The organism is Terriglobales bacterium, from assembly GCA_035651995.1.
Taxonomy (GTDB): Bacteria; Acidobacteriota; Terriglobia; order Terriglobales; family Acidobacteriaceae; genus DASRER01.
This window is the reverse complement of record DASRER010000039.1, coordinates 79,482-104,151: the sequence shown is the minus strand read 5'-3', so window position 1 is coordinate 104,151 and position 24,670 is coordinate 79,482. Positions and strand designations below refer to the sequence as shown.

The window sequence follows — 24,670 nt, the reverse complement described above, 5'->3', positions numbered from 1 at the left end:
CTCGCTTAAGCCACGAAGTATTTGGCGCTGGGATGATGCACCACGATGGCGCTGGTGCTCTGCTCCGGTTCGAGCTGCAAGCCGGTGGTGAGGCGCACGCCGACCGCCTCCTCGGGCTTGAGCAGGGCGAAGAGTCTGGTCTGGTCCTCGAGATTTGGGCAGGCCGGATATCCGAACGAGTAGCGCGAGCCGCGATACTTCTGGTGGAAGAGGCCGCTGATTTCCCTGGCATCGTCCCCGGCTATACCCAGCTCCTCGCGCATTAGCTTGTGGTGATACTCGGCCAGCGCCTCTGCCGTCTCCACACTGAGACCGTGCAGGTACAGGTACTTCGTGTACTCGCCGGCGTCGAACAGCTTCTTGGTTTCGTGTGAGGCGCGATCGCCGACCGTGACCAGCGAGAAGCCAATCACGTCCATCTGGCCGGACGCCTTCGAGGCGAAGAAGTCGGCGATGCAGAGGCGGCGGCCTTCTTTCTGGCGCGGGAAGGTGAAGCGCTGGATTTCACGCCTCGGGCTCTGGTCAGACGAGGCAGGCTCGTAGATCACGACGTCGTTGCCTTCGGACTGGCAGGGCCAGTATCCCCAGACGGTGCGCGGCTCGAGCCATCCCGAGGCGATCACTTCATCTTCGAGCTGGCGCAGGACGGGCTTGAATTTTTCTTCGACGAGGCGCGCGTAGTCCTCCTGCGACGCCGTCTTGAGCTGCCACTGGTTCTTGAAAAGCGCCGTCAGGTTGATGTAGCGGAAGACCTCGCGCAAATCGTAGTCGCGTTTGACGCGCGCGCCCCAGAAAGGCGGCTGCGGGATATTGGGTGCGGCCGGAATGGCGATCGCGGGCGCTTGCGGCGCGTCGGCGGGGGCAGCTTCGCCCGCGAGTGCGGCTGCCGTCGCCGTGGCGGCGGCCGCGCGCGCCTCCTTCACGGTGCGGCCTTCGGCGAGACGCGCTTCGCGGCGTCCGTTGGGCGAGGTGAGATCGTCCATCAGGTGGAGGCCGGCGAAGGCGTCGTCGGCATAGAAAACGGCCGACGAATACTCGTTGCGCAGGTCGTGTTCCACATATTTTTTCGTCAGCGCAGCGCCCCCGCAAATCACCGGGAAGGACAGCTTCTGCCGCTCCAGGTCCTGGATGACGTACTTCATCTCCAGCGTGGACTTCACCAGGAGGCCGCTGAGGCCGATGGCGTCGGCCTTGTGCTCCTGCGCGGCCGCGATGATGTGGTCGGCAGGCTGCTTGATGCCGAGGTTCACCACGCGATACCCGTTGTTCGACAGGATGATGTCGACCAGGTTCTTGCCGATGTCGTGCACGTCGCCCTTCACGGTGGCGAGCACGATGGTTCCCTTCTGCGATCCTGCGGCCTTTTCCATCTTCGGTTCGAGGAAGGCGACGGCCTGCTTCATCACCGAAGCCGAGTCGAGCACCGAAGGCAGCTGCATCTTGCGCGCGCCGAACAGGTCGCCGACGGTCTTCATGCCGTCGAGCAGGACGGTGTTGATCAGGTCGAGCGGCGAGTACGAAGTGAGCGCGTCTTCCAGCACTTGCTCGAGCGACTGCTTGTGCGAGCCCGAGCCGATGGATTTTTCGCCGTTGATGATGCAGAACTTCAGCTTGTCTTCCACGCTGAGCGACTCGGCGCGCACTTCGCTCTTCTCCACCTTTTTTCCCTGGCCGGCGAAGAACTGCATGTAGGCCTGGAGCGGATCGCCGTTCGAGGTGTCGAAGTAAATGAGGCGGCGCGCCAGCTCGACTTCCGCCTCGGGAATCTTGTAGAGCGGATAAATCTTGCCGTAGTTCACGATGGCCATGTCGAGGCCGTGGTTCACCGCCTCGTGCATGAAGACGCTGTTGAGCACGCGCCGCGGGTACGCGTCGAGGCCGAAGGAAATGTTGCTCACGCCGAGGATGGTGTGCACCTCGGGCAGCTCTTTCTTGATGCGCTCGACCGCCTTGAGCGTCTCGATGCCGGCAGTGCGGTAGTCCTGCTGGCCGGTGGAAATGGGCAGGGTGAGCGCGTCAAAGATCAGGTCCTGCGGGCGGATGCCGTACTTGCCCGTCGCCAGGTCGAAGATGCGATGCGCGATGGCGATCTTCTTCTCCGCGGTGAGCGCCATGCCGGCTTCGTCAATGGTGAGCGCGATGACGGCCGAGCCGTAGCGCTTGGCGGCAGGCAGCACGCGCGACGTGCGCTTCTCACCGTCCTCGAGATTGATCGAGTTGATGATCGCTTTGCCGGGGATGCGCTTGAGCGCCTCTTCGATGACGTCGGCTTCGGTGGAGTCCACCAGCACGGGCGCGGGCACGCGCGTGGCGATCTTCTCCAGGATGCCGTTCATGTAGCCTTTTTCGTCTTCGCCCACGATGGCGCAGCACAGGTCGAGCATGTGCGAGCCTTCGTTCACCAGCTTCTTGGAAAGCGCGAGGATGTCGTCATACTTCTGCGCGCGCACCAGGTCGCGGAAGGCGGCCCGCTGCGTGGTGGTGTTCATCTCCTCGGCAACGATGAGCGGCTTGGGATCGAGATCGAGAGGGACACTGGAGTAGGCCGAAGACGCGGCAGCTTCGGGGTGCACGTCGCGCTGGTGCGGGTGCAGGTTCGCGCAGGCGTCAACGACGGCTTTCAGATGCTCGGGCGTGGTGCCGCAGCATCCGCCCACGATGCGCACGCCGTAGTCGCGGATGAAGCGCGCGTGGTACTCGGACAACTCCTGCGGCGTGAGCTGGTAAACGGCGCGTCCGCCCACGTTCTGCGGCAGCCCGGCGTTGGGCAGGCAGGAAACGTGCTTGGTCGAGTTGTCACAGAGGTAGCGGATCGCGTCGTTCATCTCGCGCGGTCCGGTGGCGCAGTTCAGCCCAACGATGTCGATGTCGTAGGGCTCGAGCGCGGTGAGCGCCGCGCCGATCTCGGTGCCCAGCAGCATGGTTCCTGTGGCTTCAAGTGTTACTTGAACGGTGACCGGCAGGCGCTTGCCCGTCGCCTTCATCGCGTCGAAAACGCCGGCGAGGGCGCACTTGGCCTGGAGCAGGTCCTGCGAGGTCTCGATGAGCAGCACGTCCACGCCGCCCTCGATGAGCGCGCGCGCCTGCTCTTCGAAGGCGGCGGCCATCGCGTCGAAGCCGATGTGGCCAAGCGACGGCAGCTTGGTGGTCGGGCCGATGCTGCCGGCCACGAAGCGCGGCTTGTCGGGCGTGGAGAACTGCTGGGCGGCTTCGCGCGCCACTTTCACCGCGGCGATGTTGATCTCGGCGACCTTGTCTTCGAGCTGATACTCGCCGAGCACGATGCGGGTGGCGCCGAAGGTATCGGTCTCGACCACATCGCAGCCCACCCGCAGGAAGTCGGCGTGGATGTCGCCAATGATGTCGGGCCGCGAGAGCACCAGAAGCTCGTTGCATCCTTCCTTGCCCCAGTAGTCGTCCACCGTGGGGTTGCGGAACTGAATGTTGGTGCCCATGGCGCCGTCGTAAATGACGACGCGCTCAGCGACGGTCTTGAGAAAGTCCGGCATCTTTCACCTTTAGTCTATCGCGTGGAACGTGGCTGAATGCGGAGCGCGCCCGGGGGAGTTCCTGATTTCGCAACGATTGAAAAACAGACGGCAGCGACCGCGTGGGGTGCGCGTTACTGAAGCCGCATTCGGAGGGCGTCGATCACCGCATCATCATACCAGAGCTGGTTGGGACCGGTTTCCGGGAAACGCGCAACGTGAAACCTTACTTGTAGATGGAGTATTGCTCCTTGGGCCGCTCCATCTTAATGTTGAACTCGTGCGACGGCTGGTTGATCTCGTGGTCCTCGCCGTAAGTGCGGAAGCCGGGCGCGATGACCTGTATGCGCAGCTTACCGTACGGGATGCTGTTGATCTCCGCCTTGCCGTCGGCGTTGGTCTTCAGCTCAAGCCCGCCGTGCTCCTGTTTGCCGTCTTTGTTCACCGGATGCAGGATGACCGCCGCATTGCGGATCGGTTTGCCCGAATCGCGCAGCACCGTGAAGCTCAGGTCGGAGTACTGCTTCTGGTCCTTCTTGTCGGCATAGGCAAGTGCCGCGACCAGCAGCAGGACGGCGGGGATGAAGACCCTTCGCACAGCAATATTTTAGCAGGGCCGCGCAAGATTTTCGCGAAGCCGGCTGGCCTAGAAGTCGGGCGCCGGCGAGTTGCTCTTGTGCGGGGCGCCGGGCCTGGAAGCGGCCATATTTACGGCTTTCGGCTTGAGGGCGAGCGCCCGCGCCGCGGCGCGGGCCCGCTGGTCGAGCGTCCCCTTCATCGGGCGGACCGGCAGGCGCGCGATTCGATACCTGGCGAGCGTCGTCCAGAAGGCCGGGTCTTCACTGCCTAACGACCAGGCGGAGACGCCGGCGAATTTGGCGGTCTGCGCCAAGTCGAGTTTGGCGCCAAGGCTGCGCGCGTCTTCGTACCAGAGTTCGGTCTGCCCGCCCTGTTCCACAAACATCAGGTGCGGCGCCTGCTCGGCTTCGTCCCACGCCGGGCCGGTGGAGGCGAGGCGCGCGGTCACGTCGGAGTAGCGCGTGCTCCTGACTTTCCACTTTGTGGCGGTCTCGCCGGCGGCGCTGGGCTGCGCCGTCCACTGAACGCCGTACAGCGGGATGCCGAGCGAAATCTTGCGCGGCGGCATTTGCGCGCCGGCGTAATCGGCGATCTTGCGCACCCAGGTGAGCCCCGCGACCGGCCCGGGGCCGGAAAACTGGGCGTGCTGCGGGTAGGCCATGATGGTCAGAAAATCGGCGTGCTTGCCCAGCACGGCATAGTCGTAGACGCCGCTCCAGTTTTCGAAGCCGCCCGGCGACTCCGACCTGGGATCGTCGGCATAGCGTCCCACCACTGCCGCGCTCAAGATCAAGCCATGCTGATGAAACGCGGCGGCGGCTTCCTGAAAGAACGCGCTGAGGCGGTCGCGGTAGGTGTGGTGGATGTTCTCGTAGTCGAACTGGAAACCCATGTAGCCGTCGCGCAGCGCATAGTACAGGAGATATCGGATGGCGCGGGCGCGCGACTCGGGTGAGTCAAGCACAGTGTGCATGAGCGGCTGATCGAAACGCCGGTTGACAACCAGCGGCAGCACCGCGACTCGATTCGCGGCCGCGATCTGCAGGACTTCTTCCGGCACATCGCCGGAGATAAAGCCCTCGGCGTCCATGACGAACGTCTGCGGCGCGATGATGGAAATCTGCGAGGCGTGCTCGCGGAAGCTGGCGATCGAGTCCGGGCGGTTGGTGAGATACATCAGGGCCGTGAACGGAGGCTTTACGCCGACTTTCCCTTCCCCTCGCGGCGTGGAAATGACCGCCGCCCTGGCCTTCGGCGTTGTGGCGGCTGACGCTGCGCTGGTCAATAGCGCAGCGGCCACGATAACGGCAAGGATTCGACTCAGCACGCGGGATAGTTTACGCGATGAAGGGACACAAACCAGATCGCGCCTGCCACGGTTTACAATCCCGGCCCATGCTTACGCTGCTGGCGCTGTTCCTCCTAATGCAGACGCCCGGTGCCGCTGCCCCGCCGGCCCGGACGGGCGCATATCTCTACAAGACATCGTTGATCCAGGCTGCGCCGGGAAAAATCGTGGAACTGATTGATGTCCTCAAGGCCAAGGCCGCCGCGGACGTCGCTGCCGGTGAAGAGGCGCCGCTGTGGATGCGGCATCGCCAGGGTGACAAATGGGACCTGCTGGTGCTCACGCCGATGGGCAGCTACACGGAGTACTACAAGGCGGAGCGCGTGGCGCGGCGCGCGGCGGCGGCGCGAACGTCGGGCACCGGCGAGAAGATTCCGCCGCTGATCGCCTGGCAGGAAGACGTGTTCGTCAGCGGGCCGCCGCCCGCCGATGTCCGCAAGGCCTGCGAGGGCGCCGGCCTGTTCCATGTGGAGATGTTCCAGGCGCTGTCCGGCAAGCGCGGTGAACTGCTGCGTGAGCGTGAGATGGAGAATGCTTTCCTCGCCAAACTGGAGCAGCCACAGAACCTGATTTTCGTTCGCGACCAGGGAGCGGCGTGGGACGTGTTCACCATCGGCTGCTTCCGCAGCCTGGCGCAGTACGCCTCAGCCGATGATCGTCCGGTCGAGCAGCAGGACGCGGCGGCGCGGGCGGCAGGGTTCAGCGGTTTAGCGGGGATTGGGCCGTATCTGCGGCAGTTCATCGCCATGCACCATGACACGCTGGCATCGGCGATCCGGTAGCTACCAGCCGCGCTGGAGGGCACGCTTGAGCCGCGCGATGCGGCGCTCGTCGCGGCGGTAGAACGTCCAGTTGCGGAGGCGGCGGGTGCGCAGCAGGCCAGCCTGCGACAGCACGCGCAGGTGCTCGCTGGCGGTGGGCTGCGAAACCCGCAGCTTACGCGCAATGAGCACGCCGCAAACACCGTCCTTCACCAGGTCGCCGTAGATCTGCGGCGGAAAATGGGCGCGCGGGCGCTTCAGCCAACGCAGAATCTGCAATCGGCGGTCGCTGGCGAGCGCCTTAGCAGCATTGGCGGTTAGCATATATGCTAATTTGCCAGGTAACGATGGTTGTTGTCAACCACTGTGGAGCGAGATTTGCACGAGCGTAATATTTTTAGAGTCGCGCCGCGTGCCGGGACATCTACAGGTCACCTGAGCGGAGGAGCGAGAAGTGATGGCGATGACCCGTGAAGCGATCAAGGCGACAGAGGCGGCAATCCGGCCCTACGTGCGCACCACACCGGTGCTGGAGGTGAACGGACGCGATTTCGGCCTGGCTGACTTCGCTCTCACGCTCAAGCTGGAGCTTTCCCAGCATGCGGGCGCGTTCAAGACGCGTGGCGCGTTCACAAACCTGCTGACCCGCCCGGTGCCCAAGGCGGGAGTGGTGGCGGCATCGGGCGGCAATCACGGAGCGGCCGTGGCGTACGCGGCGCGGCGCTTGGGTGTTTCGGCCCGCATCTTCGTTCCCACCATTTCTTCACCCGCGAAAGTCCAGCGTATTCGCTCCTACGGCGCCGAGCTGGTGGTGACGGGCGATCTGTACGACGACGCACTCGAGGCCAGCCGCGAGTGGCAGGCCAAGTCGGGCGCCATGGCGATCCACGCATTCGACCAGACGGAGACGCTGCTCGGCCAGGGCACGGTAGGCCTGGAGCTGGAGGCGCAAGCGCCGAACGTGGATACGGTGCTGGTCGCGGTCGGCGGCGGCGGGCTGATTGGCGGCATCGCTTCGTGGTTTGCCGGGAGCAAGCGCGTGATCGGCGTTGAGCCGGAAGGCGCGCCCACGATGACCAATGCGCTCCGCGCCGGGCGTCCGGTGGATGCGCCGGCCGAGAGCATCGCGGCTGACTCGCTCGGTCCGCGCCGCGTGGGCGAGCTGACCTTCGCCATCGCGCGCAAGCATGTGGAGCGCGTGCTGCTGGTCAGCGACGACGCGATTCGCCGCGCCCAGCAGGCGCTGTGGGAAGCTGCGCGCGTGGTGGCCGAGCCTGGCGGCGCGGCGGCAACGGCGGCCTTGCTTGCCGGCGCATATCAGCCGGCGCCGGGCGAGCGCGTGGCCGTCATCGTCAGCGGCGGAAACACCAGCGCGGTGAATTTCGAAGCGGCATTGCCGGCGAAAGCGGCGGAGGCGAAGCGATGAGCAGGCACGTAATCTTCACCAAGGACAGTCCGCAACCGATCGGCCCGTTTTCACAGGCGATCCGCGCTAACGGTCTGGTCTTCCTTTCCGGGCAGGTGGCGCTCGACGTGGCGACCGGCAACCTGGTCGGGGGCGACGTGGCCGCGCAAACCGAAGCGACGCTGCGCAACATTTCCAAGGTGCTCGAAGCGGCAGGCAGCAGCTTGAGCAAAGCCGTGCGCGTGGGCGTATTTCTGAAGAACATGAGCGACTTCGCGGCGATGAACGCCGTCTACGCGCGCCACTTCCCCGCCGATCCGCCGGCGCGAACAACGGTGGAGGTGTCGCGGCTGCCGAAGGACGCGCTGGTGGAGATCGAAGTCATCGCGCTGGCGTAGTGGGAACCCACTCAAGCCAAACGACGGTTTTGGAGAGGGCGCCCCGGGACGGAAATCCGCTGTCTGTTCCGGACCGTAGCCGCCGCGCGAAGCACCGCCTGCGGCCGCGACTTCCCTGATCCGGCGGCGCTCGGTATTCTGACAGTCGAATCATGGCGAGTCTGTTTTCCATCATCGCGCTCGGGTTCTTTCTCGGAATGCGGCACGCCACCGACGCCGATCACGTGATCGCGGTGAGCACCATCGTCACGCGGCAGCGCAGTTTGCGCAGCGCGGCGCTGATCGGCGCGATCTGGGGCGTGGGACACACGCTCACGATCGTGGCGGTGGGCGCGGCCATCATCCTTTTCGGGCTGGTGATTCCGGCGCGCGTCGGGCTGAGCATGGAGTTTTCTGTCGGCCTGATGCTCATCGTGCTCGGCGTGCTGAACCTTACCGGCGTGATGCGCTGGATCAGCGAGACATTTTCGTCGCCCGCAGCGGTGCGCGACGCGGCCGGACACGCGCACCCGGTTCACGTCCACTCGCACGCGCACGCTCACGGCGACTACGTGCACACGCACGCGCACTCGCATGGGCCGGAGCGCCATCCGCATCGTCCGGAGCAGAACCCGTTGGGGCGGCTCGACCGCTGGTTCGGGCGTCTCGGCTTTTACCAGGCGGTGCGTCCGCTCGTGGTCGGCGTGGTGCACGGGATGGCGGGCTCGGCGGCGGTGGCGTTGCTGGTGCTGGCCACCATCCGCGACGCGCGCTGGGCCGTGCTTTACCTGCTGGTGTTCGGCGCAGGAACGATCGCCGGCATGGCGCTGATCACCGTGGCGCTGGCCGGCGCCATCCACTACACGCAGGGACGCTCGGCGTGGATCACGCGCAACCTGGCGACCGCGTCAGGCCTGATCAGCCTCGGCTTCGGACTCTTCATTGCGTGGGAAGTGGGATTCCTCAACGGACTGTTTCGCGCGGTCCCGCACTGGTCGCCGAAGTAGTTCCTTATCCATCGCCAGAGCAGATTCCTCCGGATGGGACGAGTCCCCGCTACAGCGTATAGCCGTGATCGTCGGGAAACGAAGGAAGGGCCGTTTGTTTTTCTTTTGGCGGCTCCTTGGTTGACGCGGCCTTCGCAGCCGGACGCGAGGCAACGCGCTGTCCGCTGGCGGCGGCTTCACCGGCGAGCAGCTTGCGCAGGCGCAGGCGGTCTTCCAGCGCCATGTCGAGGATCTCGAAGGCGATGCGCCGGTCGCCGACTTCCTGGACCAGGATGCGGGCTTTCAGCTTGCGGAAGCCGGCGGTGAATTCCAGGGTGCCCTCGCCGGCCAGTTGCGCGTGTGAATGACGCAGCGCGAGACCGCCGCCGAGGCTGAGCTTCTGCACGGTGACGCCGGCGCTGCCGCGCTGGGTGGTCACGGTTGCGTTGAGCGGCTTGTCGATGCTGATCCGGTGGTAGCGGCGCTTGCGCGCCCAACCCTGCCCTTCGGATTCGGTGAGCGCCCAGCCCGCGACCGGGTCCGTCTTGAACGCGGCCTCGAGTTCGGAATCATTGGCGGCGAGCGGATCGATCAGGCGCAGGGCGTGCATGGCGGTCACGCGCAGCTCTTCCGCATTGCGCCAGCCGAAGGCTTTGCGCGCGAGGATGATGTCGCGCAGCAGTGAGATGGCGCGCGCTTCACGCATGCGTCCGAGCGCCTCGATGGCTTTCACGCGCCCGAACTCGCGGGCGTCGTGCGAGCCGGCAATCTCCAGCAGCGCGGGGATGGCGAGCTCCTCACCGCAGCATCCGATCTCGTCGATGATGGTGGGCCGCAGTGCGGGCTGTACTTCGCTGAGCATGGCGAGCAGCAGCTTGCCGGTGTGCCGCGTGGCAGCGGCGGCAATCTGCCGCACCGCGATCTCCTGCTGCAGCAGCGGCCAGTTCCGGCAGCGCTGCGCCAGTTCTTCCTGCATCATCTCGGGTGCGAGGCGGCTCAGGATGCCGGTCACGCGCGCCGCGTCGTTGGCGGTGCCGGTGCGGAAGGTGGTAACCGCCTGCTCGAGGAGCGGCTCGCCCAGCCGCTCAGCCAGGTCGAGCAGGCGATCGCAGGTATCGCGGCGCGACGAACGCGTGAACTGCTCCACGATGGCCCGCGTCGCCGGCACGGGAAGGCGCTTCAGCAGCGCGGCCACGTCGCCCGGGTCGGCCGAGCCGGCAGCGGTTTCGCGCACCAGCTCGGGCAGGCGGTCCTCGATGCGCAACCGCGCGCGCAGCTCGCGCGCCGTGGTGGCGCGATGTTTTTCCAGGTGGTTCAGCGCCGCGATGGCGTGGTGGACGGCGGCAAAGTGCCGGTCCTTGAGCGATTGCAGCGTGAGCCGCGACAAGCCAACCGTGAGCGCCGTCTCCACCAGCGAATCGGCTTCGACCGAGAGTGCCCGCGCCACCTGGATGACGGCGGCATCCATCGCCTGCGCGCCGAGTTCGGAGAGCACATTGATCAGGACGGCGAGCCCTTCGGCCGCCTTCAGCCGCGCGTCTTTCTCCGCTGATGAGGTGCACGCCACATAGCGCAACACCACTTGCGCGGCGGTCGCGTGATCACCGGCGGCGGCCAACTCGCGGGCGAAACTCTCCACGTTCTGCGCCGGAATGCACCAGGCATCGTCGGAGAGAAGAACGCCAAGCTTTCCCTGCGCCGGCACCGAGGCCCAGAACTCGCGCTGCAGTGCGTCCGGGCCGGACCTGGATTCCGGTTCGGCCGCGCCCACCTGCTTGCGAAGGTGCGCGACCTCGCGCGAGAGTTTGTGCAGCAACTCGGGCACGGCGACGTTCTTCACTTCGCCGCGGTTGTAGCGCTCCAATGCCAACTGCAGGGCGCAGCGCTCGGCAAGCTCTACCAGTTCCTTTCCCTCAATCTGGCGCTTCACGCCGGCGCTATCCAATTTTTCGAGAAGCGCGGCGAGATCAACGTCCTGCTCCGGCGCGCTCGATGTTTCCAGCCGCTGCGCGAAGTGGCGCAGCCACATGCCGGCGAGCTGCTCCATGTCGCCAGCCGGAGCAGCCGCGGAAGCTGCTGTCGCGGCAGGTGCCGCAGAAAGACTCGGGTCGGACGCGATCAGTTCGCTGGCGAGCACCGCCAGGGTGGCGCTGCTGTTCACTGGCGTCGGCGCGGGGCCGGTTGCCGACGAAGGTGAGGCAGGCGCGGCGGCGGCCTCACCGGCGCGGCGCGCGACGTAATGGACCTCGTTCACCCGGAGGTGCGAGCCCGTCTCAGTGTTGAAGCGCAGGATGTCGCGCGGGTCTTTGCCGGCGAGCGCGACCGTAAATGCCAACAGATCGTCAGAGGTCGCGCCGGGCAGGACCTCGATGCTGGAGATGTTGCCCGCATGCAATGCCTGGGCAAAGCTCGCCTCGGCGGGGCCGTCGGGCAATGACTTGCCGTTGACCAGCACGCTGCGGTTGGCGGCGAGTCCGAAAAGCAGCGGCTCGCCGTCGGCAGTGGCGGACTTGGCCAGCTCGACCGCTCGCTTCAGCTGCTCCTGCGTGCGCTGATGGGTGGCGCCGTAAAGACGCACGCTCTTTATCAAGACGTTGAGTGAGCGCAGCAGCGCGCTTCCCAATTCCTGGACGGAAGACAACGGTGACGGGGATGGGGACGAAGCAGCCATACCGCGAAATTCTATGGAAATGGTAGGACGACGGAGGGTCAGGTCCAATATCACGTGAGGTCCTCGGCCAGGGGTAATGAGGCCAAGGTGCCGGATTGGGACGCCGTCCGTAAGTTGCTGAAACAGCGGCTCAACCGCCGCCGAAGGGCCTTTTCAGGGACTGCGGACGTTCTTCATTGGGGTTTCGCCAAGCTTCACTCGAGCGCCGCTCTTCAAGGGTGCGCATCAGCGGACATGGCGATGGTGGCCTGCTTCACCGGAAGCTTCAGATTTTGGATATCCGAGCCGAGCGGCCGAAAATGCGGTCACGACCACAACAGCAATTCTCTTCATGTTCAGCATGTGCCCTACCTTGTGTTCCGGCGCTCCGAGTCAGCTTCAAACAAACCGCCGAAGCGACCGCAACGGCCCAAATGCGCATCATCATGGAATGTTGGCAGCCCGAAGAAGTTCTTACGCCGCACCCCCGAACAATTGCCTACCGTGGGCCTACGACGCCTTGGTCAGTTCGGAATGCGCGCTCAGCCGCGAGGGTTCAGCATGAAACAAAAAAGCGGCTTTGCGGCATGGCCCGGCCGTGGCCGCGCTCGACCTGATTCTGCGGCCGCTGCTATAATTCGCCTGTTCCCGCGCGCGGCCGATCTGGTATCGCCTGCATTGCGCCGCGAACTCCAAGTCAACACCGTGTTGGAAAGCGAGCCTTGCTCGCGCCAACATGCGTGCCAGCGTGGCCAGGTAGCTCAGCTGGTAGAGCGCAGCCCTGAAAAGGCTGGCGTCGGCGGTTCGATTCCGTCCCTGGCCACCACTTCTTATGGCCGCCTTTTTCAGGGCTGGGCTCAGATGACGCCCGGTGCTTGGCCCCTCGCAAGGCCGCTTAGACATCGACACAACGCCAGGGTGGCGCCCACGTCTACTGTCGAGGCGGGTGGTGTCAGGAAAAACGAAAGGCGGCCGGTCACGGCCGCCTTTTCAAAGTCAGATGGAGTCGGTCAGATTACAGGACCTGAACGTTCTCCGCCTGCCAGCCCTTGGGTCCCTTCACGACGTTGAATTGAACGGCCTGGCCTTCCTGCAGAGTGCGGAAGCCCTGGGCCTGAATGGCGCTGAAGTGCACGAACACATCTTCGCCGTTCTGGCGGGTGATGAAGCCGTATCCCTTCGCGTCGTTGAACCACTTAACTGTTCCTTGTTCCATGGTGATGCAGTGTTCCTTTGCGTTGAAATTGCGATGTGGAATTCGGAGATGGTGCTGGCAGGAAATGCTGAGAAGCTTTGCTGCGCAGAATCTTCGACCTACACGCAGCTTCATATTACACGAAAGGCCCTGGTTGCACAAGGCCGGGCACAAACGGAGGGCGCCGTCAACGCGCCCGGCCGGGCCAGCTTCCCTCGTCATATAATTGCGCTCTCCTGGCTGCCATGCCCATCGCCTCCTCCGCCTTCGAGGTCGTTTCGCTCGATCGGTGGAACGCGCGCGTCGGCGATCTCGCCGAAAGATATCGCGCCGGGCGGCCCTTTCCTCACATTCGGTTGCAGGGACTGTTGACGGAAGAAGCTTTGGCGATTGCCGTGGCCGAGTTTCCCAAGCTCGACGATCCTGCGTGGATCTCCTACAAGCACTACAACGAGAACAAGGTCGGACTGACGCGTCTGGACACCTTCCCCGCGGGCATTCGCCATATCGTGGAGGAGCTGAACGCGCCGGCCTTCGTCGGGTGGCTGGAGAAGCTGACCGGGATCGATGGCCTGATCTCCGATCCCATGCTCGACGGCGGCGGGATGCACCAGTCGGGCCGCGGCGGTTTCCTGAACGTGCACGCCGACTTCACGGCGCACCATCATCATCGCGACTGGCGGCGGCGCGTCAACCTGATCGTGTATCTCAATCAAGGCTGGCGCGAGGAGTGGGGCGGCGCCATCGAGCTGTGGGAGCGCGACATGAAGCGCTGCGCGGCCAAGATGCTTCCCGAGGCCAACAACGCGCTCATCTTCAACACCGACGAAACGTCGTACCACGGCTTCGCCGATCCGTTGCGCTGCCCGGAAGGCGTGACGCGCAAGAGCATCGCGCTGTACTACTACACGCCGGAGGCGGCGGGCAGCCACGCGCCGCGGTCCACCGACTACCGCGCGCGGCCTGGCGACGGCGCGGCGCGGCGCTCGCTCATATGGCTCGACAAGAAAGCGGTCGACGCATATTCGCGCGTGAAGTCGGCGCTCGGCCTGTCGGACGACTTTGCCGGCAAGGTCCTGGGTAAGTTGTCTCGGAGGAAGTAACGAAGGCGCAATCGTTGTCTCTCGGCACTGGGCGCCTGGCATCGGCCTTCGCCGGCAGCGCTGAGGGGCCAAATGCTAGCGGCCAAGGGCCAAGTGCCTGCGCTACCGGCCTCGAGGTCTTGTGTTGTTTTTCGATTCGATCGGCCCTTCATGGGCCCGGCCCCTAACAACTGATCGCAAGAGGAGGAGAAATGAGCGGCCTCAAGAAGCTGAGTGCAAGAGTGTTTGTATCAGTCGCAATCATGGCGCTGGCGGCCACGGTGGCGCTGGCGCAAACCAAGGACAGCAAGAGCAAGGCGGCCGGCAGTTCCGCGCCCGCTAAGGCGACCACTGCGCCGGCGAAGAAAACCTCGTCGAAGCATGTGGAGAAGCTCGACATCAACGCCGCCACCCGCGACCAGCTCAAAGAGCTGCCTGGGATCGGTGACGCCACCGCCGACAAGATCATCGCCGGGCGCCCCTATCGGGCGAAAAATGATCTGGTGAAAAGGAAGATCATCTCCGAATCAACGTATGAAGGCATCAAGGAGCAGATCATCGCCCACCAGCCGAAGGCGGCTGCGGCGGGCGGCGACGCCAAGGGCGGCGGCTCCGACAAGAAGACGGCGCCGAAGAAGTAAGGCTTCCTCACCAACAGTTCAAGGCGAGCCCCCGCTCGCCTTTTTTTGTTGTGCCCTCCTCGCACACTCGGGCAGCGCCAATGTCGTTTGGGGCGGTCAAATCTGCCCTACTGGTGCTTCTGCAGGAATTTCAGCCGCTGGTGCGGCGCGACGCTGGCGGGAATGTCGTCGTACTTGAGCATGCTGATGGAGCCGTCTACTTCCAGGACGGCGAGGGAAACGTCCTCGACGCAGGCGATGCCGTGCTCGCGCAGCGCGCGCATCAGCTCGTCGTAGCTGACGTGTTCGCGGGCCATGTGCGCCGGAATGGCCTTGCCGTTGTGGATGAGCAGCGTGGGCTGTCCCTGGATGAAGCGCCGAAAGCGCCGGTTGCCGCCGGCTACCTCGGCAAACAAGTAATTCATCAGCAGCAGGGTGAGCGCCGCCACCAGGCCGCCGGCCAGCGACGTGTCCGGGCCGGTCATGGCGTTCTGCACGGCGTTGGAGAGCAGTAACAGCAGCGTGAGGTCGAACGGCGTCATCTGGCCGACCTCGCGCTTCCCCGTGATGCGCAGGCCAAGCAAAATGAGCAGATAGATCGCCGAAGTACGCAGCGCGATGTTGCCCAGGACTGGCCAAGGGGCCATGCGGAGATGCTAGCGCGGAGCTGACAGCCGCGAGAGTAACTGGTTTGGAACGCTGGACTGAACCGCGGAGGCACGCAGGAAGTCACAAAGCAAAAGGAAAAAGTGGGACCGCCGGCATCGGCTGCACCCTTGCCTGTTTACTTTTTTTGTCTTGCCTTGTTCAGCTTTATGGGTTCAGCACAATCTTCCCGAACTGCTCCGCCTTCTCCAGCCGCTCGTGCGCGGCGCGGGTGTCGCGCAGTGGGTAGGTCTTGTCGACAACCGGCTTCAGCTTTCCGCTGAAGACGTGCTTGAGCACCTCGTGCAGCTCGCCCATCGATCCCATGTAGGAGCCGAGCACCGAGAGCTGGCGCACGAACAGGAAGCGCAGGTCAACGCGCGCGTCGTAGCCGGTGGTGGCGCCGCAGGTGACCAGCGTGCCGCCGGGGCGCAGCGACTTGAGGCTCTCATCCCAGGTGGCCTGGCCGACGTGCTCGAAGACAATGTCCGCGCCGGCGCCGGCGGTAATCTTGCGGACTTCTTCGGAGATCTTCTGCTGGTAGTGGTCGATGGTGTAGTCGGCGCCGATGTCGCGCGCTGCCTCCATCTTGCTCTCGCTGCCGGCGGTGGCGATCACCCGCGCATTGAACAGCTTGCCGATCTGGATGGCGGCCATGCCCACGCCCGATCCGCCGGCGAGCACGAGCACAAAATGTCCGGGACGAATGCCTGCGCGGCCCACCAGCATGTGCCACGCGGTCAGGAAAACGAGCGGAGCGGCGGCTGCTTCGTCGTAGGTCAGTGAGGGCGGAATTTTGATGACGTTCACTTCCGGCACGGCGATGAGTTCGCAGTTGCCGCCGTCCACGCCGTTGCCCAGCACGTTGAACTTGCGGCAGAAGTTCTGCCGCCCCGCGCTGCACTCGGCGCAGTGGTTGCAGAACACCATGGGCGCCAGCAGCACGCGCTCGCCTGGTTTTACGCTGGCAACGTACTCGCCCACAGCGGCGACGTCGCCAGAAATGTCGCTGCCGTTGATGTGCGGCAGCGCCGAGCGCGTTGTCCCCTTCCGCACCCACAGGTCGAGGTGGTTCATGGCGCAGGCCTTCACCCTCACCAGGACGTGGTCTTTGCGGAGCACGGGATCGGGAGCGTCTTCGTATCGCAGAACTTCTGGCCCGCCGTATTGGTGGAAGCGGACAGCTTTCATAGGGATTGCCGAATTGCCGAACCGCGGAATTGCCGAATTGCTAGAATAATGGGCGGCGTGGATATTTTCGAAGAAATCGTGCGGTTGCGGCGCGAAGGGCGGCGGGCGGCGCTGGCCACCATCGTCAACGTGCGCGGCTCGATCCCGTCGTTTTCCACGGCGAAGATGCTGGTGCGCGACGACGGCTCCATCGAGGGCACGATCGGCGGCGGTTGCGTGGAGGCCGAGGTCTGGCAGGCGGCGCGCGAGGTGATCGAGACCGAGAAGGCACGCACCCTCAGGTTCGACCTGAACCAGAACCCGAAGTACGACACCGGCCTGGTCTGCGGCGGCACGCTCGAAGTGTTCGTCGAGCCGGTGCTGCCGGTGAGCCATCTTTATATTTTCGGCGCGGGGCACGTGGCCTTCAGCCTGTACAAGGTGGCGCGGCTGGCGGGCTTCGACGTCACCGTGATTGACGACCGCGAGAGCTACGCCAACCGTGATCGCTTTCCGGAGGCGCGCGATGTCTACGCCGACGACTTCGAGCGCGTGATGGAGCAACTGGCGCCCACCGAGTCCGACTACATGGTGATCGTCACCCGTGGGCATCGCGACGACATGCGCGTGCTGCGCTGGGCCGTGGACCTGCCGCGCCCGGTGCGCTACCTGGGCATGATCGGCTCGAAGCGCAAGGTGATCTCCGTCTACCGCGAGCTGGAAAAGGAAGGCATGGCGCGCGAGAAGTTCGCCCGCGTCCATGCGCCAGTAGGTCTGGAGATCGGCGCCATCACTCCGGAAGAGATTGCGGTCGCGATCGTCGCCGAGATGATCGCGCACCGCCGCGGCGCCGCGCCCGGCGTCCCCAGCAAGCGCTACGCCACAGAGCCGGATGAGAGCTCGGTGGAGAGCTAGCCCGGCGCGTCGACCAGAAGCGAGAGCTTCACATCAAGGACACACACACTGGGGCACGAAGGACAACGCTTCGTCCCCGGCGTCGTGTGATACAAAACGAGGATGGCGCGGGCGGCGAGTTTTTGCGGCGTGATTCTGGCGGCGGGAGCGTCGTCGCGCATGGGGCGCGACAAGGCTCTGCTGCCCTGGCCGCCGGGCGGCGCCGGGACGTTTCTCTCCGCGGCGATGGAGATGCTCGCGCCGCACACCGAGCTGCTGATCGTCGTGGCCGGCGCCAACGCGCCGTCGCTCGAGCCCGTTGTCTACTCGCGCGGCGCTTACCTGGCGCCGAACCCAGAGCCGGAGCGCGGGCAGCTCAGCTCGCTCCAGATCGGATTGCAGGAAGTGCTCAATCGCGGGCGCGACACCGCCCTGGTGACGCTGGTGGACCGTCCTCCGGCCTCGCATGCGACGGTTGCGAAACTGCGCAGCGCGTACATGGACGCGTCGGGCGACGGTTGGGCGGTAGTGCCGGAGTTCGCCGGCAGGCACGGACACCCGGTGGTGATGGGGCGCGATCTGATCGGCGCCATGCTGCGCGCGCCAGTTACCTCCACCGCGCGCGACGTGGAACACGCAAACCAGGCCCACATTCTATATCTGCCGGTGGATGATGCGAACGTGGTTGCCAACGTGAACACGCCGGAAGAGTACGCGCAACTGAAGTCCTGAATGCCAATGCCCGCCGCTCCCGCGCTGAATCCCATTCAACAGGCGTTCCTCGAGGAAGTGCTCGCGCTCAAGCCGCGGGTGGCCGCCTTCGACTGCGACGGCACGCTCTGGGACCTGGACTCGGGCGAAGGTTTCTTTTATTGGGAACTCGACCGCGGTCTGATTCCGGGGCCCACGGCGGCGTGGGCTCGCGACCGCTACGAGCAATACCGGCGCGGCGAGGTTGCCGAGGAGCAGATGTGCGGCGAGATGGTGGCAATTCACGCCGGACTGCGCGAACATGCGGTTCGTGCGGCGGCCATTGCCTTCGTCGAGGAGCGCATCGCAGCCCTTACCTTTCCGGAGATGGCGATCCTCGTCGCCCGGCTGCGTGCCCAGCAGAGCCAGATTTGGGCGGTCTCATCCACCAACCAGTGGGTGGTCGAGGAAGCCGCGCGGCGCCTCGGCATTCCTTGTGAACGCGTGCTGGCTGCGGCGGTCGTGGTGAAGCATGGCATCGTGACAGACGAACTCGTCCGCGTCCCCAGCGGACCGGGCAAAGCGGTGGCGCTGCGCAAGCACCTGGACGCGCCGCCGGATGCGGCCTTCGGCAACTCCATCCACGACCTGGAGATGCTGGAGCTGGCGCGGCGTCCGTTTGCGGTGAATCCCAATCCCGACCTGGAAAAGCTCGCGCTGGAAAAAGGCTGGCGGATCTACAAACCTGTCATTGGTCGTTAGAACCTATCTCATAAATAGAGAAACTGACTTAACACTTTGATCCAGCAACGATTTAGAGCAAACCCGATGCATGCACCTGAGCGATGCGCAGTGGGAAGCGATCCGGCCACTGCTGCGCGAGAAGCGACGAGCCGACGGACGCGGTCGGCCGTGGCGCGAAGCCCGCGCGGTGCTCGACGGCGTGCTCTGGATACTGCGTACCGGGGCGCGCTGGCGGGACCTGCCGCGCGAGTACCCGCCGTACCAAACGTGCCATCGCCGGTTCCAGCAATGGGTCCGGGAAGGCCGTCTGGAGCGCATTCTGCGCGCCTTGGCCGAAGACCTGCTCCTCCGCGGGGCCCTCGATCTGGAGGAGGCGTTCATCGATGCCTCCTTCAGCAGCGCGAAAAAGGGGGCGATTGTGTTGGTCCAACGCGCCGCGGAAAAGGGACCAAGATCATGGCAATTGCGGACCGCCATGGTCTTCCTCTCGCCCTCTGGGTTACGAGTGCTTCGCCACATGAAAGCCGATTGGTTGAAGCCACACTCCGCGCCCGCTTCTGCCGCGCCACGCCGCCGCGGCTGGTCGGTGACACGGCGTACGACAGTGACCCGCTCGACCAACGCTTGCGCCAGCAGTTTGGCGTCGAGTTGATCGCACCGCATACTCTGCAACGCAGCCGGCCCGCAAGCCAGGACGGACGCGCCCTTCGGCGCTATCGCCGTCGCTGGCGCATCGAGCGTTTGTTCGCCTGGTTGCATAACTATCGCCGCGTGGTCACCCGCTGGGAGTACCACGCGGCCAACTTCCTCGGCATGGTTCAGCTCGCGTGCGTTCTGGTCCTGCTGAGACATTTATGAGATGGCTTCTCGTCATTGGGGGCGGGATCGGTGGGTTATGAGGGCTTCAGTTCTTCAAGAGCCATGCGGACTTGATTATGGTGCGCTTTCGTCGTTAACCGACGAGGACGTCATGGCGCACCTCCAGGCTGGCCACACCTCTGCGCTGGCGGTTCTGTTCGACCGCTATCATCGGCTGATTTTTAACATCGCGCTGAAGTTTGTCCGCGATGTCGGCGAAGCCGAAGACGTGATGCAGGCAGTTTTCCTCGAAATCTTCCAGGTGGCGGCACAATTTGATCCCGAGCGTGGCACTACTAGGGTGTGGATGTTGCAGTATGCGTACCACCGCAGCATCACGCGGCGGCAACAGCTTGCGGCGCGCAAGTTTTACGACAGCGTAGAACTGGACGAAGCGAAGGATGCGCTGCTTCAGCCCGGCGATGTGCTTGTTGCCAGCCAGGAAACGCGGGAATTGGTTGCCAAAGGACTGGCGAGCCTGACGGCCGCGCAGCGGCGCGTTCTAGAGCTCGCATATTTTGAAGGGCTCTCAATGAGAGAGATTGCCGATCGAACCGGCGAGAGCTTGCCCAATGTTCGCCACCATTATTATCGTGGACTGGCGAAAATTCGCTCTGTACTGAGGCACGAAGGCAGCGTCACTACTCAGATGGTTCACAAAGGAGCCGCCAATGCCCGCGCATGAGTATTACGAACAACTGTGTGCGTTGGCGACTACAGGCCAACTCTCAGCGGACGAACTTGCGGACTTCAACTCACACCTGAATCTGTGTCCGAACTGTCGCTCCGCAATCAGCGATTTCCAAATAATCCTCAGGCAGTTGCCAGCGGTGGAGAAGGCCGATTTTGCGGAGAATATCGCCGACCTTCAAAGCCGGAGTTATCGCGAGCGATTCCTCAAGCGCGCCGAACGTGAGGGAATTGTCTTCCCGGCCGAGGTTCGCCAGCTGACAGTTGACAAGAGGGTGCGTCGAACCGTAATCCCGGCTTGGTGTTTCGCCCTTGCTGGCGCTGCGTGTCTCCTGCTCGCCGTCACGATATGGTTCCGACAAGGAATGACTAGGCACGGCGCGGTCACTCCTCCGCAAGCCATGTTGCAATCCGCGACTGGGGCTGCCAGTGTTGTTCAGCCGCGACCCGACACACGTCACGATGTCGATGTGCTCGATAAGAAAGTTCACGATCTTCAGCAGCAATCGGCGCTACTGAATTCCATGATTGCAACTTTGGCGAGGGAACGCGACTCGTATCGCGATCAGGCTGAGATCGACAAGGCCGCCATTGCGCAACTCGACTTGCATCTTCAGCAATTGCAGCAGGCCACGAACCGTAATCAAGCCGAGCTCGATCAGCTGAGGAACGAAAAAAGCCAGGCCGTCGCTGCTCTCGTCGAGCAGCAGATGCAGCTCAACGAAGCGAGAGAGCAGATCAAGGTGCGCGACGCGGCGCTGGAGCAAGAGCGCCAGTTAAGTGCGGCTGCGAAAGACGTTCGCGAGCTGATGGGCGCGCGCAACCTGCATATCATCGATGTTGCCGACGTCGATTCACGGGGCAGGTCGCGCAAAGCCATGGGGCGCGTTTTCTTCGTTGAGAACACGTCGCTAATCTTCTATGCCTTCGATCTTGCGGCGGCCGAGCGCGGCAAAAAGGTCCTCTTTCAGGCTTGGGGACATCGTGAAGGGAGCAGCGCGAAGCCTCGCAACCTGGGGGTCTTTCGCCTCGACGATCACGCTCAGCAGCGCTGGGTGTTGCGCGTCAAGGACCCGAAACTCCTGGCCGGGATCGATTCTGTGTTTGTTACCGTCGAGGCGGGGCCTCAGGCTGATCAGCCGTCGGGCCGCAAACTCGTTTACGCGTATCTAGGTACTGAGCCCAATCACCCCTAGGGCAAAAACAATCGCCGCCAAGTGGTACAAACGGCTTTCCCACCAAGCATACCTATTCAAAGATCGGGTGCTCATGGGAGGAGAACATGCGCCTGCGCCTGCGCGTGCACGCCGTGGTGTTGCTAGCGTTGATGGTGGTCTTTGCGTCGGGTGCGTCCGCGCAGACCGACAGCGCGACAGTATCAGGCAAGGTTACCGACAGTACAGGCGCTGCGATCGTTGGCGCTGACGTCACGGCGACGAACGTTGATACGAACGTCAGCATCTCGGCGAAGACAAACGATGTAGGCCTGTATGTGATCAACGGCCTGAAGCCCGGCACTTACCGTCTGATAGTCGCGAGAGATGGCTTTCAATCAATCACGCTCTCGCGCGTTGTATTGAACGTGCAGGACTCGTTCAGCCGCAACTTCGAATTGCACGTCGGGTCCCGGTCGGAGACGATCAACGTTGTCGCCGACGGCGCGCAAGTGAACACACAGGATGCGACCGTCAGCACGGTGGTGGATCGGCAGTTCGTTGAGAACATTCCGCTAAACGGACGAAGCTTTCAATCGCTGATCTTGCTTTCGCCTGGCGTGGTGATGACCAAGGCCACCTTTGGAGAGCAGGGGCAGTTCAGCATCAATGGACAGCGCGCCAACGCCAACTACTACACGGTGGATGGCGTCAGCGCCAATTTCAGCATCAACGCCGGCGGCGGGACCGGCCAGGCAGGCGCCGGGGAGCTGCCAGCAACCAACACCGCCGGTGGTTTTAGCAACCTTGTGTCAGTCGATGCGCTCCAGGAATTCCGGATCCAGACGTCAACTTACGCCCCGGAATTCGGGCGCAGCCCGGGCGGGCAAATCTCGCTGGCGACTCGGTCCGGCACCAACAGTTTTCACGGCACCGCTTTCGACTACCTGCGCAATGATGTCCTCGATGCGAATGACTGGTTCGCGAACCACGCAACTCCGAAACCGCTGCCCAAAGCCAAGCAGCGGCAGAATGATTTCGGTGGCGTGTTCGGCGGGCCCATTGTCAAGAACAAGACATTCTTCTTCTTCTCGTACGAGGGATTGCGTCTTCGCCAGCCGGCGACCGTCACCTCAACGGTACCGTCGAATGCGCTCCGCAATAATCCGCTTTTGCCGTTGGCGATGAGGCCGCTGCTTGCGGCGTTTCCAATTCCAAACTCCACCGATCTCGGCAATGGCCTGGCGCTGTTCACCGCCACGTACTCCGACCCGACGAATTTTAACGCAACCAGCCTGCGGCTTGATCACCAGATGAGCAAGGTGACGCTCTTCGCGCGGTATGACTACGCACCCTCCACCTTTACCGCAAATCTCGGAGGTACACAGCCGAACAATCCCAGGCCTACAAGGTTCGGCACGCGCACACTGACCGCCGGCGCCAACTGGCTGATCACGCCGACGATGACCAACGAGTTCCGCGCTAACTGGAGCCGGCAGAATGGAGGCACGTTCCTCACGATGAATGACCTGGGCGGCGCAGTTCCGCTCACGAATTCGATCCTGCCTTCGAGTGTGCCCCCGGACACATTTTTTAGTCTGTTCATTCTCAACACGGCAACCACATCGCTGAACCTGGGTCGAAACGGCGAAGGTACGCAAGGGCAGCTGAACTTCGTGGACAACTTTTCGCTCGGCAAAAGCAATCATCAGGTTCGGTTCGGTGTAGACCATCGCTATCTTTTCCCCAGCGCCTATTCGCGATCGGGCGACTTACAGCTGCTCTTCACGTCGCAGGCCGATATTCTGGCGAGCCGGGTTAGTCAGGTTTTCACTGCCACGCGCAAGTCGCCCGTGGACTACGCCTACACAAACTTCTCCGCTTACGGTCAGGACACTTGGCGCATTTCGGAGAAGCTGACCGCGACCTACGGCTTGCGATGGGACGTGGATCCCCCACCGCACGGCCGCAACAACACGACGATCTTCGCGGCGAATCAGACCGACGATCCTGCCACGATCGGATTCGCGCCGGCGGGAACGCCGATGTGGGAGACAACGTGGGGCGACGTGGCTCCCCGGCTTGGGCTGGCGTATCGACCGTGGGACAAAAGAAGCACAGTGATCCGCGGCGGTTTCGGCATCTTTTATGACCTGCCGGCCGGGACCATCTCCAACGTCGTCATTCTTTCGCCGAACGTAAACAGCGCGACGGCACTGGGTGTTGCCTATCCGCTCAATCCTGCCGCTATCCCCTTCGCGCCGCTCTCGACCACAGGTCCTTTTAGCAACGTCCTGTTCGCCGACCGTCACACAAAACTGCCCTACACGCGGCAATGGAACCTTGCGCTGGAAACCAGCGCCGGCGCAAACGACAAATTCACCCTGTCATACGTGGGAGCAGCCGGCCGGCGATTGATCCGGCAGGAGCGCTATTTCAACCTGAACGCTAATTTTCCTCTGGTGCAGATTGATCGCAGCGCCGCCGCGTCCGACTACGAAGCGGCGCAGGCCCAATACCAACGTCGTCTCGCGCACGGATTGCAGGCGCTCGCCTCCTACACTTGGTCCCATTCCATTGATAACGGGTCCAACGATTCCACGGCCGTGCCGGCCGCAAGCAAGATCAACTTTGACGCCGAACGCGGACCCTCCGACTTTGACGTGCGCCACAGTTTCTCCAGCGCACTCACATACGACATTCCCGTGAAGGGTCCAGCGGTGGTGCGTGCCATCTTTGGCAACTGGGCCACCGACGCGATCTTCACGGCACGAACGGCGACTCCGGTGGACGTCACCTATACGCGAAATCTTGGCTTTGGCAGCTTCGCATTCCGACCCGACCTGGTCCCCGGGGTCCCGTTCTACATCACCGGAGATGCGTGCACTGCCAGTAATGGCAATCAGAGCTGCCCTGGCGGACAGCGCATCACGAATACACCTGTCTCCCTAACGCAGGTCGGCCCGTTTGCAGTTCCCGCGCAGCTGCGGCAAGGGACGTTGGGGCGAAATGCGCTGCGTGGTTTCGCAAATAACCAGCTGAATTTCTCAATGCGCCGCCAGCTTAAGCTCAGCGAGCGAGTCAACCTTCAGTACCGGGCAGAGTTTTTCAACATCTTCAACCATCCCAATTTCGCTGATCCGGCGGGGAGCCTGGGTTCCGTCAATGCCGCCGGCACGCTGGCATTCTCGAGTGGCACGTTCGGAAAATCACCGACCATGTTGAACCGCAGCCTGGGAACAGGCGGCCAGACGGGCGGCTTTGCTCCCCTCTATGGCATCGGTGGACCGCGTTCGATCCAAATGTCACTGAAGCTCTCCTTCTGAGGATGCGC

The 24,670-nt window shown here is 63.6% G+C and carries 21 protein-coding genes and 1 tRNA gene; 14 read left to right on the top strand and 8 right to left on the bottom strand.

The features are described 5' to 3' along the window. Positions 1-5: 5 nt before the first annotated feature. From metH to VFA60_13650, 3 genes are all read right to left on the bottom strand, one after another. Entirely contained in the window at positions 6-3,509 is a 3,504-nt protein-coding gene (gene metH / locus VFA60_13660; GenBank protein HZQ92836.1) for a methionine synthase, read from the bottom strand. Between the two features lie 205 nt (positions 3,510-3,714). Beyond that, positions 3,715-4,086, bottom strand: a complete 372-nt coding sequence (locus tag VFA60_13655) for a carboxypeptidase-like regulatory domain-containing protein (GenBank protein ID HZQ92835.1) — start codon at positions 4,084-4,086, stop codon at positions 3,715-3,717. Between the two features lie 48 nt (positions 4,087-4,134). Beyond that, on the bottom strand, positions 4,135-5,394 hold the full coding sequence (locus tag VFA60_13650; GenBank protein HZQ92834.1) for a glycosyl hydrolase family 18 protein: 1,260 nt from the start codon (positions 5,392-5,394) through the stop codon (positions 4,135-4,137). A gap of 68 nt (positions 5,395-5,462) precedes the next feature. Here VFA60_13650 and VFA60_13645 point away from each other — a divergent pair, with 68 nt between their 5' ends. Next, the gene (locus VFA60_13645; GenBank protein HZQ92833.1) at positions 5,463-6,197 is read left to right on the top strand and encodes a hypothetical protein; all 735 of its coding nucleotides are present in this window, start codon (positions 5,463-5,465) and stop codon (positions 6,195-6,197) included. On the opposite strand, the gene VFA60_13640 is transcribed toward VFA60_13645, so the two are convergent. Then, a complete protein-coding gene (locus VFA60_13640; GenBank protein HZQ92832.1) occupies positions 6,198-6,500 on the bottom strand; it encodes a helix-turn-helix domain-containing protein in 303 nt (100 codons plus the stop codon). A gap of 133 nt (positions 6,501-6,633) precedes the next feature. On the opposite strand from VFA60_13640, the gene VFA60_13635 reads away from it, so the two are divergent. From VFA60_13635 to VFA60_13625, 3 genes are all read left to right on the top strand, one after another. After that, positions 6,634-7,602 (top strand): threonine/serine dehydratase, encoded by a 969-nt coding sequence (locus tag VFA60_13635; GenBank protein ID HZQ92831.1) that lies wholly within the window; start codon positions 6,634-6,636, stop codon positions 7,600-7,602. Next, positions 7,599-7,979 (top strand): Rid family detoxifying hydrolase, encoded by a 381-nt coding sequence (locus VFA60_13630; GenBank protein ID HZQ92830.1) that lies wholly within the window; start codon positions 7,599-7,601, stop codon positions 7,977-7,979. Before VFA60_13635 ends, VFA60_13630 begins: the two co-directional genes overlap by 4 nt. Positions 7,980-8,131: 152 nt before the next feature. After that, the gene (locus VFA60_13625) at positions 8,132-8,965 is read left to right on the top strand and encodes a high-affinity nickel-transport family protein (protein ID HZQ92829.1); all 834 of its coding nucleotides are present in this window, start codon (positions 8,132-8,134) and stop codon (positions 8,963-8,965) included. A 49-nt stretch (positions 8,966-9,014) separates the two neighbouring features. On the opposite strand, the gene VFA60_13620 is transcribed toward VFA60_13625, so the two are convergent. Continuing rightward, positions 9,015-11,585: a HEAT repeat domain-containing protein gene (locus VFA60_13620; protein HZQ92828.1), complete on the bottom strand. Its 2,571-nt coding sequence runs from the start codon at positions 11,583-11,585 to the stop codon at positions 9,015-9,017. A 759-nt stretch (positions 11,586-12,344) separates the two neighbouring features. On the opposite strand from VFA60_13620, the gene VFA60_13615 reads away from it, so the two are divergent. Next, positions 12,345-12,420 (top strand) — tRNA-Phe (locus VFA60_13615). A 189-nt stretch (positions 12,421-12,609) separates the two neighbouring features. Here the strand turns inward: VFA60_13615 and VFA60_13610 are convergent. Further along, positions 12,610-12,810, bottom strand: a complete 201-nt coding sequence (locus tag VFA60_13610; GenBank protein HZQ92827.1) for a cold-shock protein — start codon at positions 12,808-12,810, stop codon at positions 12,610-12,612. A 224-nt stretch (positions 12,811-13,034) separates the two neighbouring features. On the opposite strand from VFA60_13610, the gene VFA60_13605 reads away from it, so the two are divergent. After that, positions 13,035-13,892: a 2OG-Fe(II) oxygenase gene (locus VFA60_13605; protein ID HZQ92826.1), complete on the top strand. Its 858-nt coding sequence runs from the start codon at positions 13,035-13,037 to the stop codon at positions 13,890-13,892. Between the two features lie 191 nt (positions 13,893-14,083). After that, complete coding sequence (locus VFA60_13600) at positions 14,084-14,512, top strand: helix-hairpin-helix domain-containing protein (GenBank protein HZQ92825.1); 429 nt, start codon at positions 14,084-14,086, stop codon at positions 14,510-14,512. A 107-nt stretch (positions 14,513-14,619) separates the two neighbouring features. On the opposite strand, the gene VFA60_13595 is transcribed toward VFA60_13600, so the two are convergent. Continuing rightward, complete coding sequence (locus tag VFA60_13595; protein ID HZQ92824.1) at positions 14,620-15,138, bottom strand: YetF domain-containing protein; 519 nt, start codon at positions 15,136-15,138, stop codon at positions 14,620-14,622. A gap of 166 nt (positions 15,139-15,304) precedes the next feature. Next, positions 15,305-16,327, bottom strand: coding sequence for a zinc-binding dehydrogenase (locus tag VFA60_13590; protein ID HZQ92823.1), 1,023 nt, complete (start codon positions 16,325-16,327; stop codon positions 15,305-15,307). A gap of 57 nt (positions 16,328-16,384) precedes the next feature. Here VFA60_13590 and VFA60_13585 point away from each other — a divergent pair, with 57 nt between their 5' ends. The 7 genes from VFA60_13585 (at position 16,385) to VFA60_13555 (ending at position 24,662) form a co-directional block, all read left to right on the top strand. Beyond that, complete coding sequence (locus VFA60_13585; GenBank protein ID HZQ92822.1) at positions 16,385-17,221, top strand: XdhC/CoxI family protein; 837 nt, start codon at positions 16,385-16,387, stop codon at positions 17,219-17,221. A gap of 102 nt (positions 17,222-17,323) precedes the next feature. Continuing rightward, the gene (locus VFA60_13580) at positions 17,324-17,932 is read left to right on the top strand and encodes a nucleotidyltransferase family protein (protein ID HZQ92821.1); all 609 of its coding nucleotides are present in this window, start codon (positions 17,324-17,326) and stop codon (positions 17,930-17,932) included. Beyond that, a complete protein-coding gene (locus VFA60_13575; GenBank protein ID HZQ92820.1) occupies positions 17,933-18,652 on the top strand; it encodes a haloacid dehalogenase-like hydrolase in 720 nt (239 codons plus the stop codon). It begins immediately after the preceding gene. 70 nt (positions 18,653-18,722) lie between these two features. Then, positions 18,723-19,492 (top strand): IS5 family transposase gene (locus VFA60_13570; GenBank protein ID HZQ92819.1). Its coding sequence is split into 2 segments (ribosomal slippage): positions 18,723-19,050 and positions 19,050-19,492, totalling 771 coding nucleotides; the frame shifts between segments, so codons are not numbered across the junction. Between the two features lie 112 nt (positions 19,493-19,604). Next, positions 19,605-20,177 (top strand): sigma-70 family RNA polymerase sigma factor, encoded by a 573-nt coding sequence (locus VFA60_13565; GenBank protein HZQ92818.1) that lies wholly within the window; start codon positions 19,605-19,607, stop codon positions 20,175-20,177. Next, complete coding sequence (locus VFA60_13560) at positions 20,164-21,378, top strand: hypothetical protein (GenBank protein ID HZQ92817.1); 1,215 nt, start codon at positions 20,164-20,166, stop codon at positions 21,376-21,378. The genes VFA60_13565 and VFA60_13560 overlap by 14 nt, the downstream gene beginning before the upstream one ends. An 86-nt stretch (positions 21,379-21,464) precedes the next feature. Continuing rightward, the gene (locus VFA60_13555; GenBank protein ID HZQ92816.1) at positions 21,465-24,662 is read left to right on the top strand and encodes a TonB-dependent receptor; all 3,198 of its coding nucleotides are present in this window, start codon (positions 21,465-21,467) and stop codon (positions 24,660-24,662) included. The last annotated feature ends 8 nt before the right edge of the window (positions 24,663-24,670 follow it).

Coding starts and splice junctions, on each gene's coding strand:
- VFA60_13645 (HZQ92833.1), top strand. CDS start 5,463: ATGCTTACGCTGCTGGCGCTGTTCCTCCTAATGCAGACGCCCGGTGCC.
- metH (HZQ92836.1), bottom strand. CDS start 3,509: ATGCCGGACTTTCTCAAGACCGTCGCTGAGCGCGTCGTCATTTACGAC.
- VFA60_13555 (HZQ92816.1), top strand. CDS start 21,465: ATGCGCCTGCGCCTGCGCGTGCACGCCGTGGTGTTGCTAGCGTTGATG.
- VFA60_13635 (HZQ92831.1), top strand. CDS start 6,634: ATGGCGATGACCCGTGAAGCGATCAAGGCGACAGAGGCGGCAATCCGG.
- VFA60_13640 (HZQ92832.1), bottom strand. CDS start 6,500: ATGCTAACCGCCAATGCTGCTAAGGCGCTCGCCAGCGACCGCCGATTG.
- VFA60_13630 (HZQ92830.1), top strand. CDS start 7,599: ATGAGCAGGCACGTAATCTTCACCAAGGACAGTCCGCAACCGATCGGC.
- VFA60_13600 (HZQ92825.1), top strand. CDS start 14,084: ATGAGCGGCCTCAAGAAGCTGAGTGCAAGAGTGTTTGTATCAGTCGCA.
- VFA60_13590 (HZQ92823.1), bottom strand. CDS start 16,327: ATGAAAGCTGTCCGCTTCCACCAATACGGCGGGCCAGAAGTTCTGCGA.
- VFA60_13580 (HZQ92821.1), top strand. CDS start 17,324: ATGGCGCGGGCGGCGAGTTTTTGCGGCGTGATTCTGGCGGCGGGAGCG.
- VFA60_13565 (HZQ92818.1), top strand. CDS start 19,605: ATGGCGCACCTCCAGGCTGGCCACACCTCTGCGCTGGCGGTTCTGTTC.
- VFA60_13575 (HZQ92820.1), top strand. CDS start 17,933: ATGCCAATGCCCGCCGCTCCCGCGCTGAATCCCATTCAACAGGCGTTC.
- VFA60_13560 (HZQ92817.1), top strand. CDS start 20,164: ATGCCCGCGCATGAGTATTACGAACAACTGTGTGCGTTGGCGACTACA.
- VFA60_13605 (HZQ92826.1), top strand. CDS start 13,035: ATGCCCATCGCCTCCTCCGCCTTCGAGGTCGTTTCGCTCGATCGGTGG.
- VFA60_13625 (HZQ92829.1), top strand. CDS start 8,132: ATGGCGAGTCTGTTTTCCATCATCGCGCTCGGGTTCTTTCTCGGAATG.
- VFA60_13595 (HZQ92824.1), bottom strand. CDS start 15,138: ATGGCCCCTTGGCCAGTCCTGGGCAACATCGCGCTGCGTACTTCGGCG.
- VFA60_13610 (HZQ92827.1), bottom strand. CDS start 12,810: ATGGAACAAGGAACAGTTAAGTGGTTCAACGACGCGAAGGGATACGGC.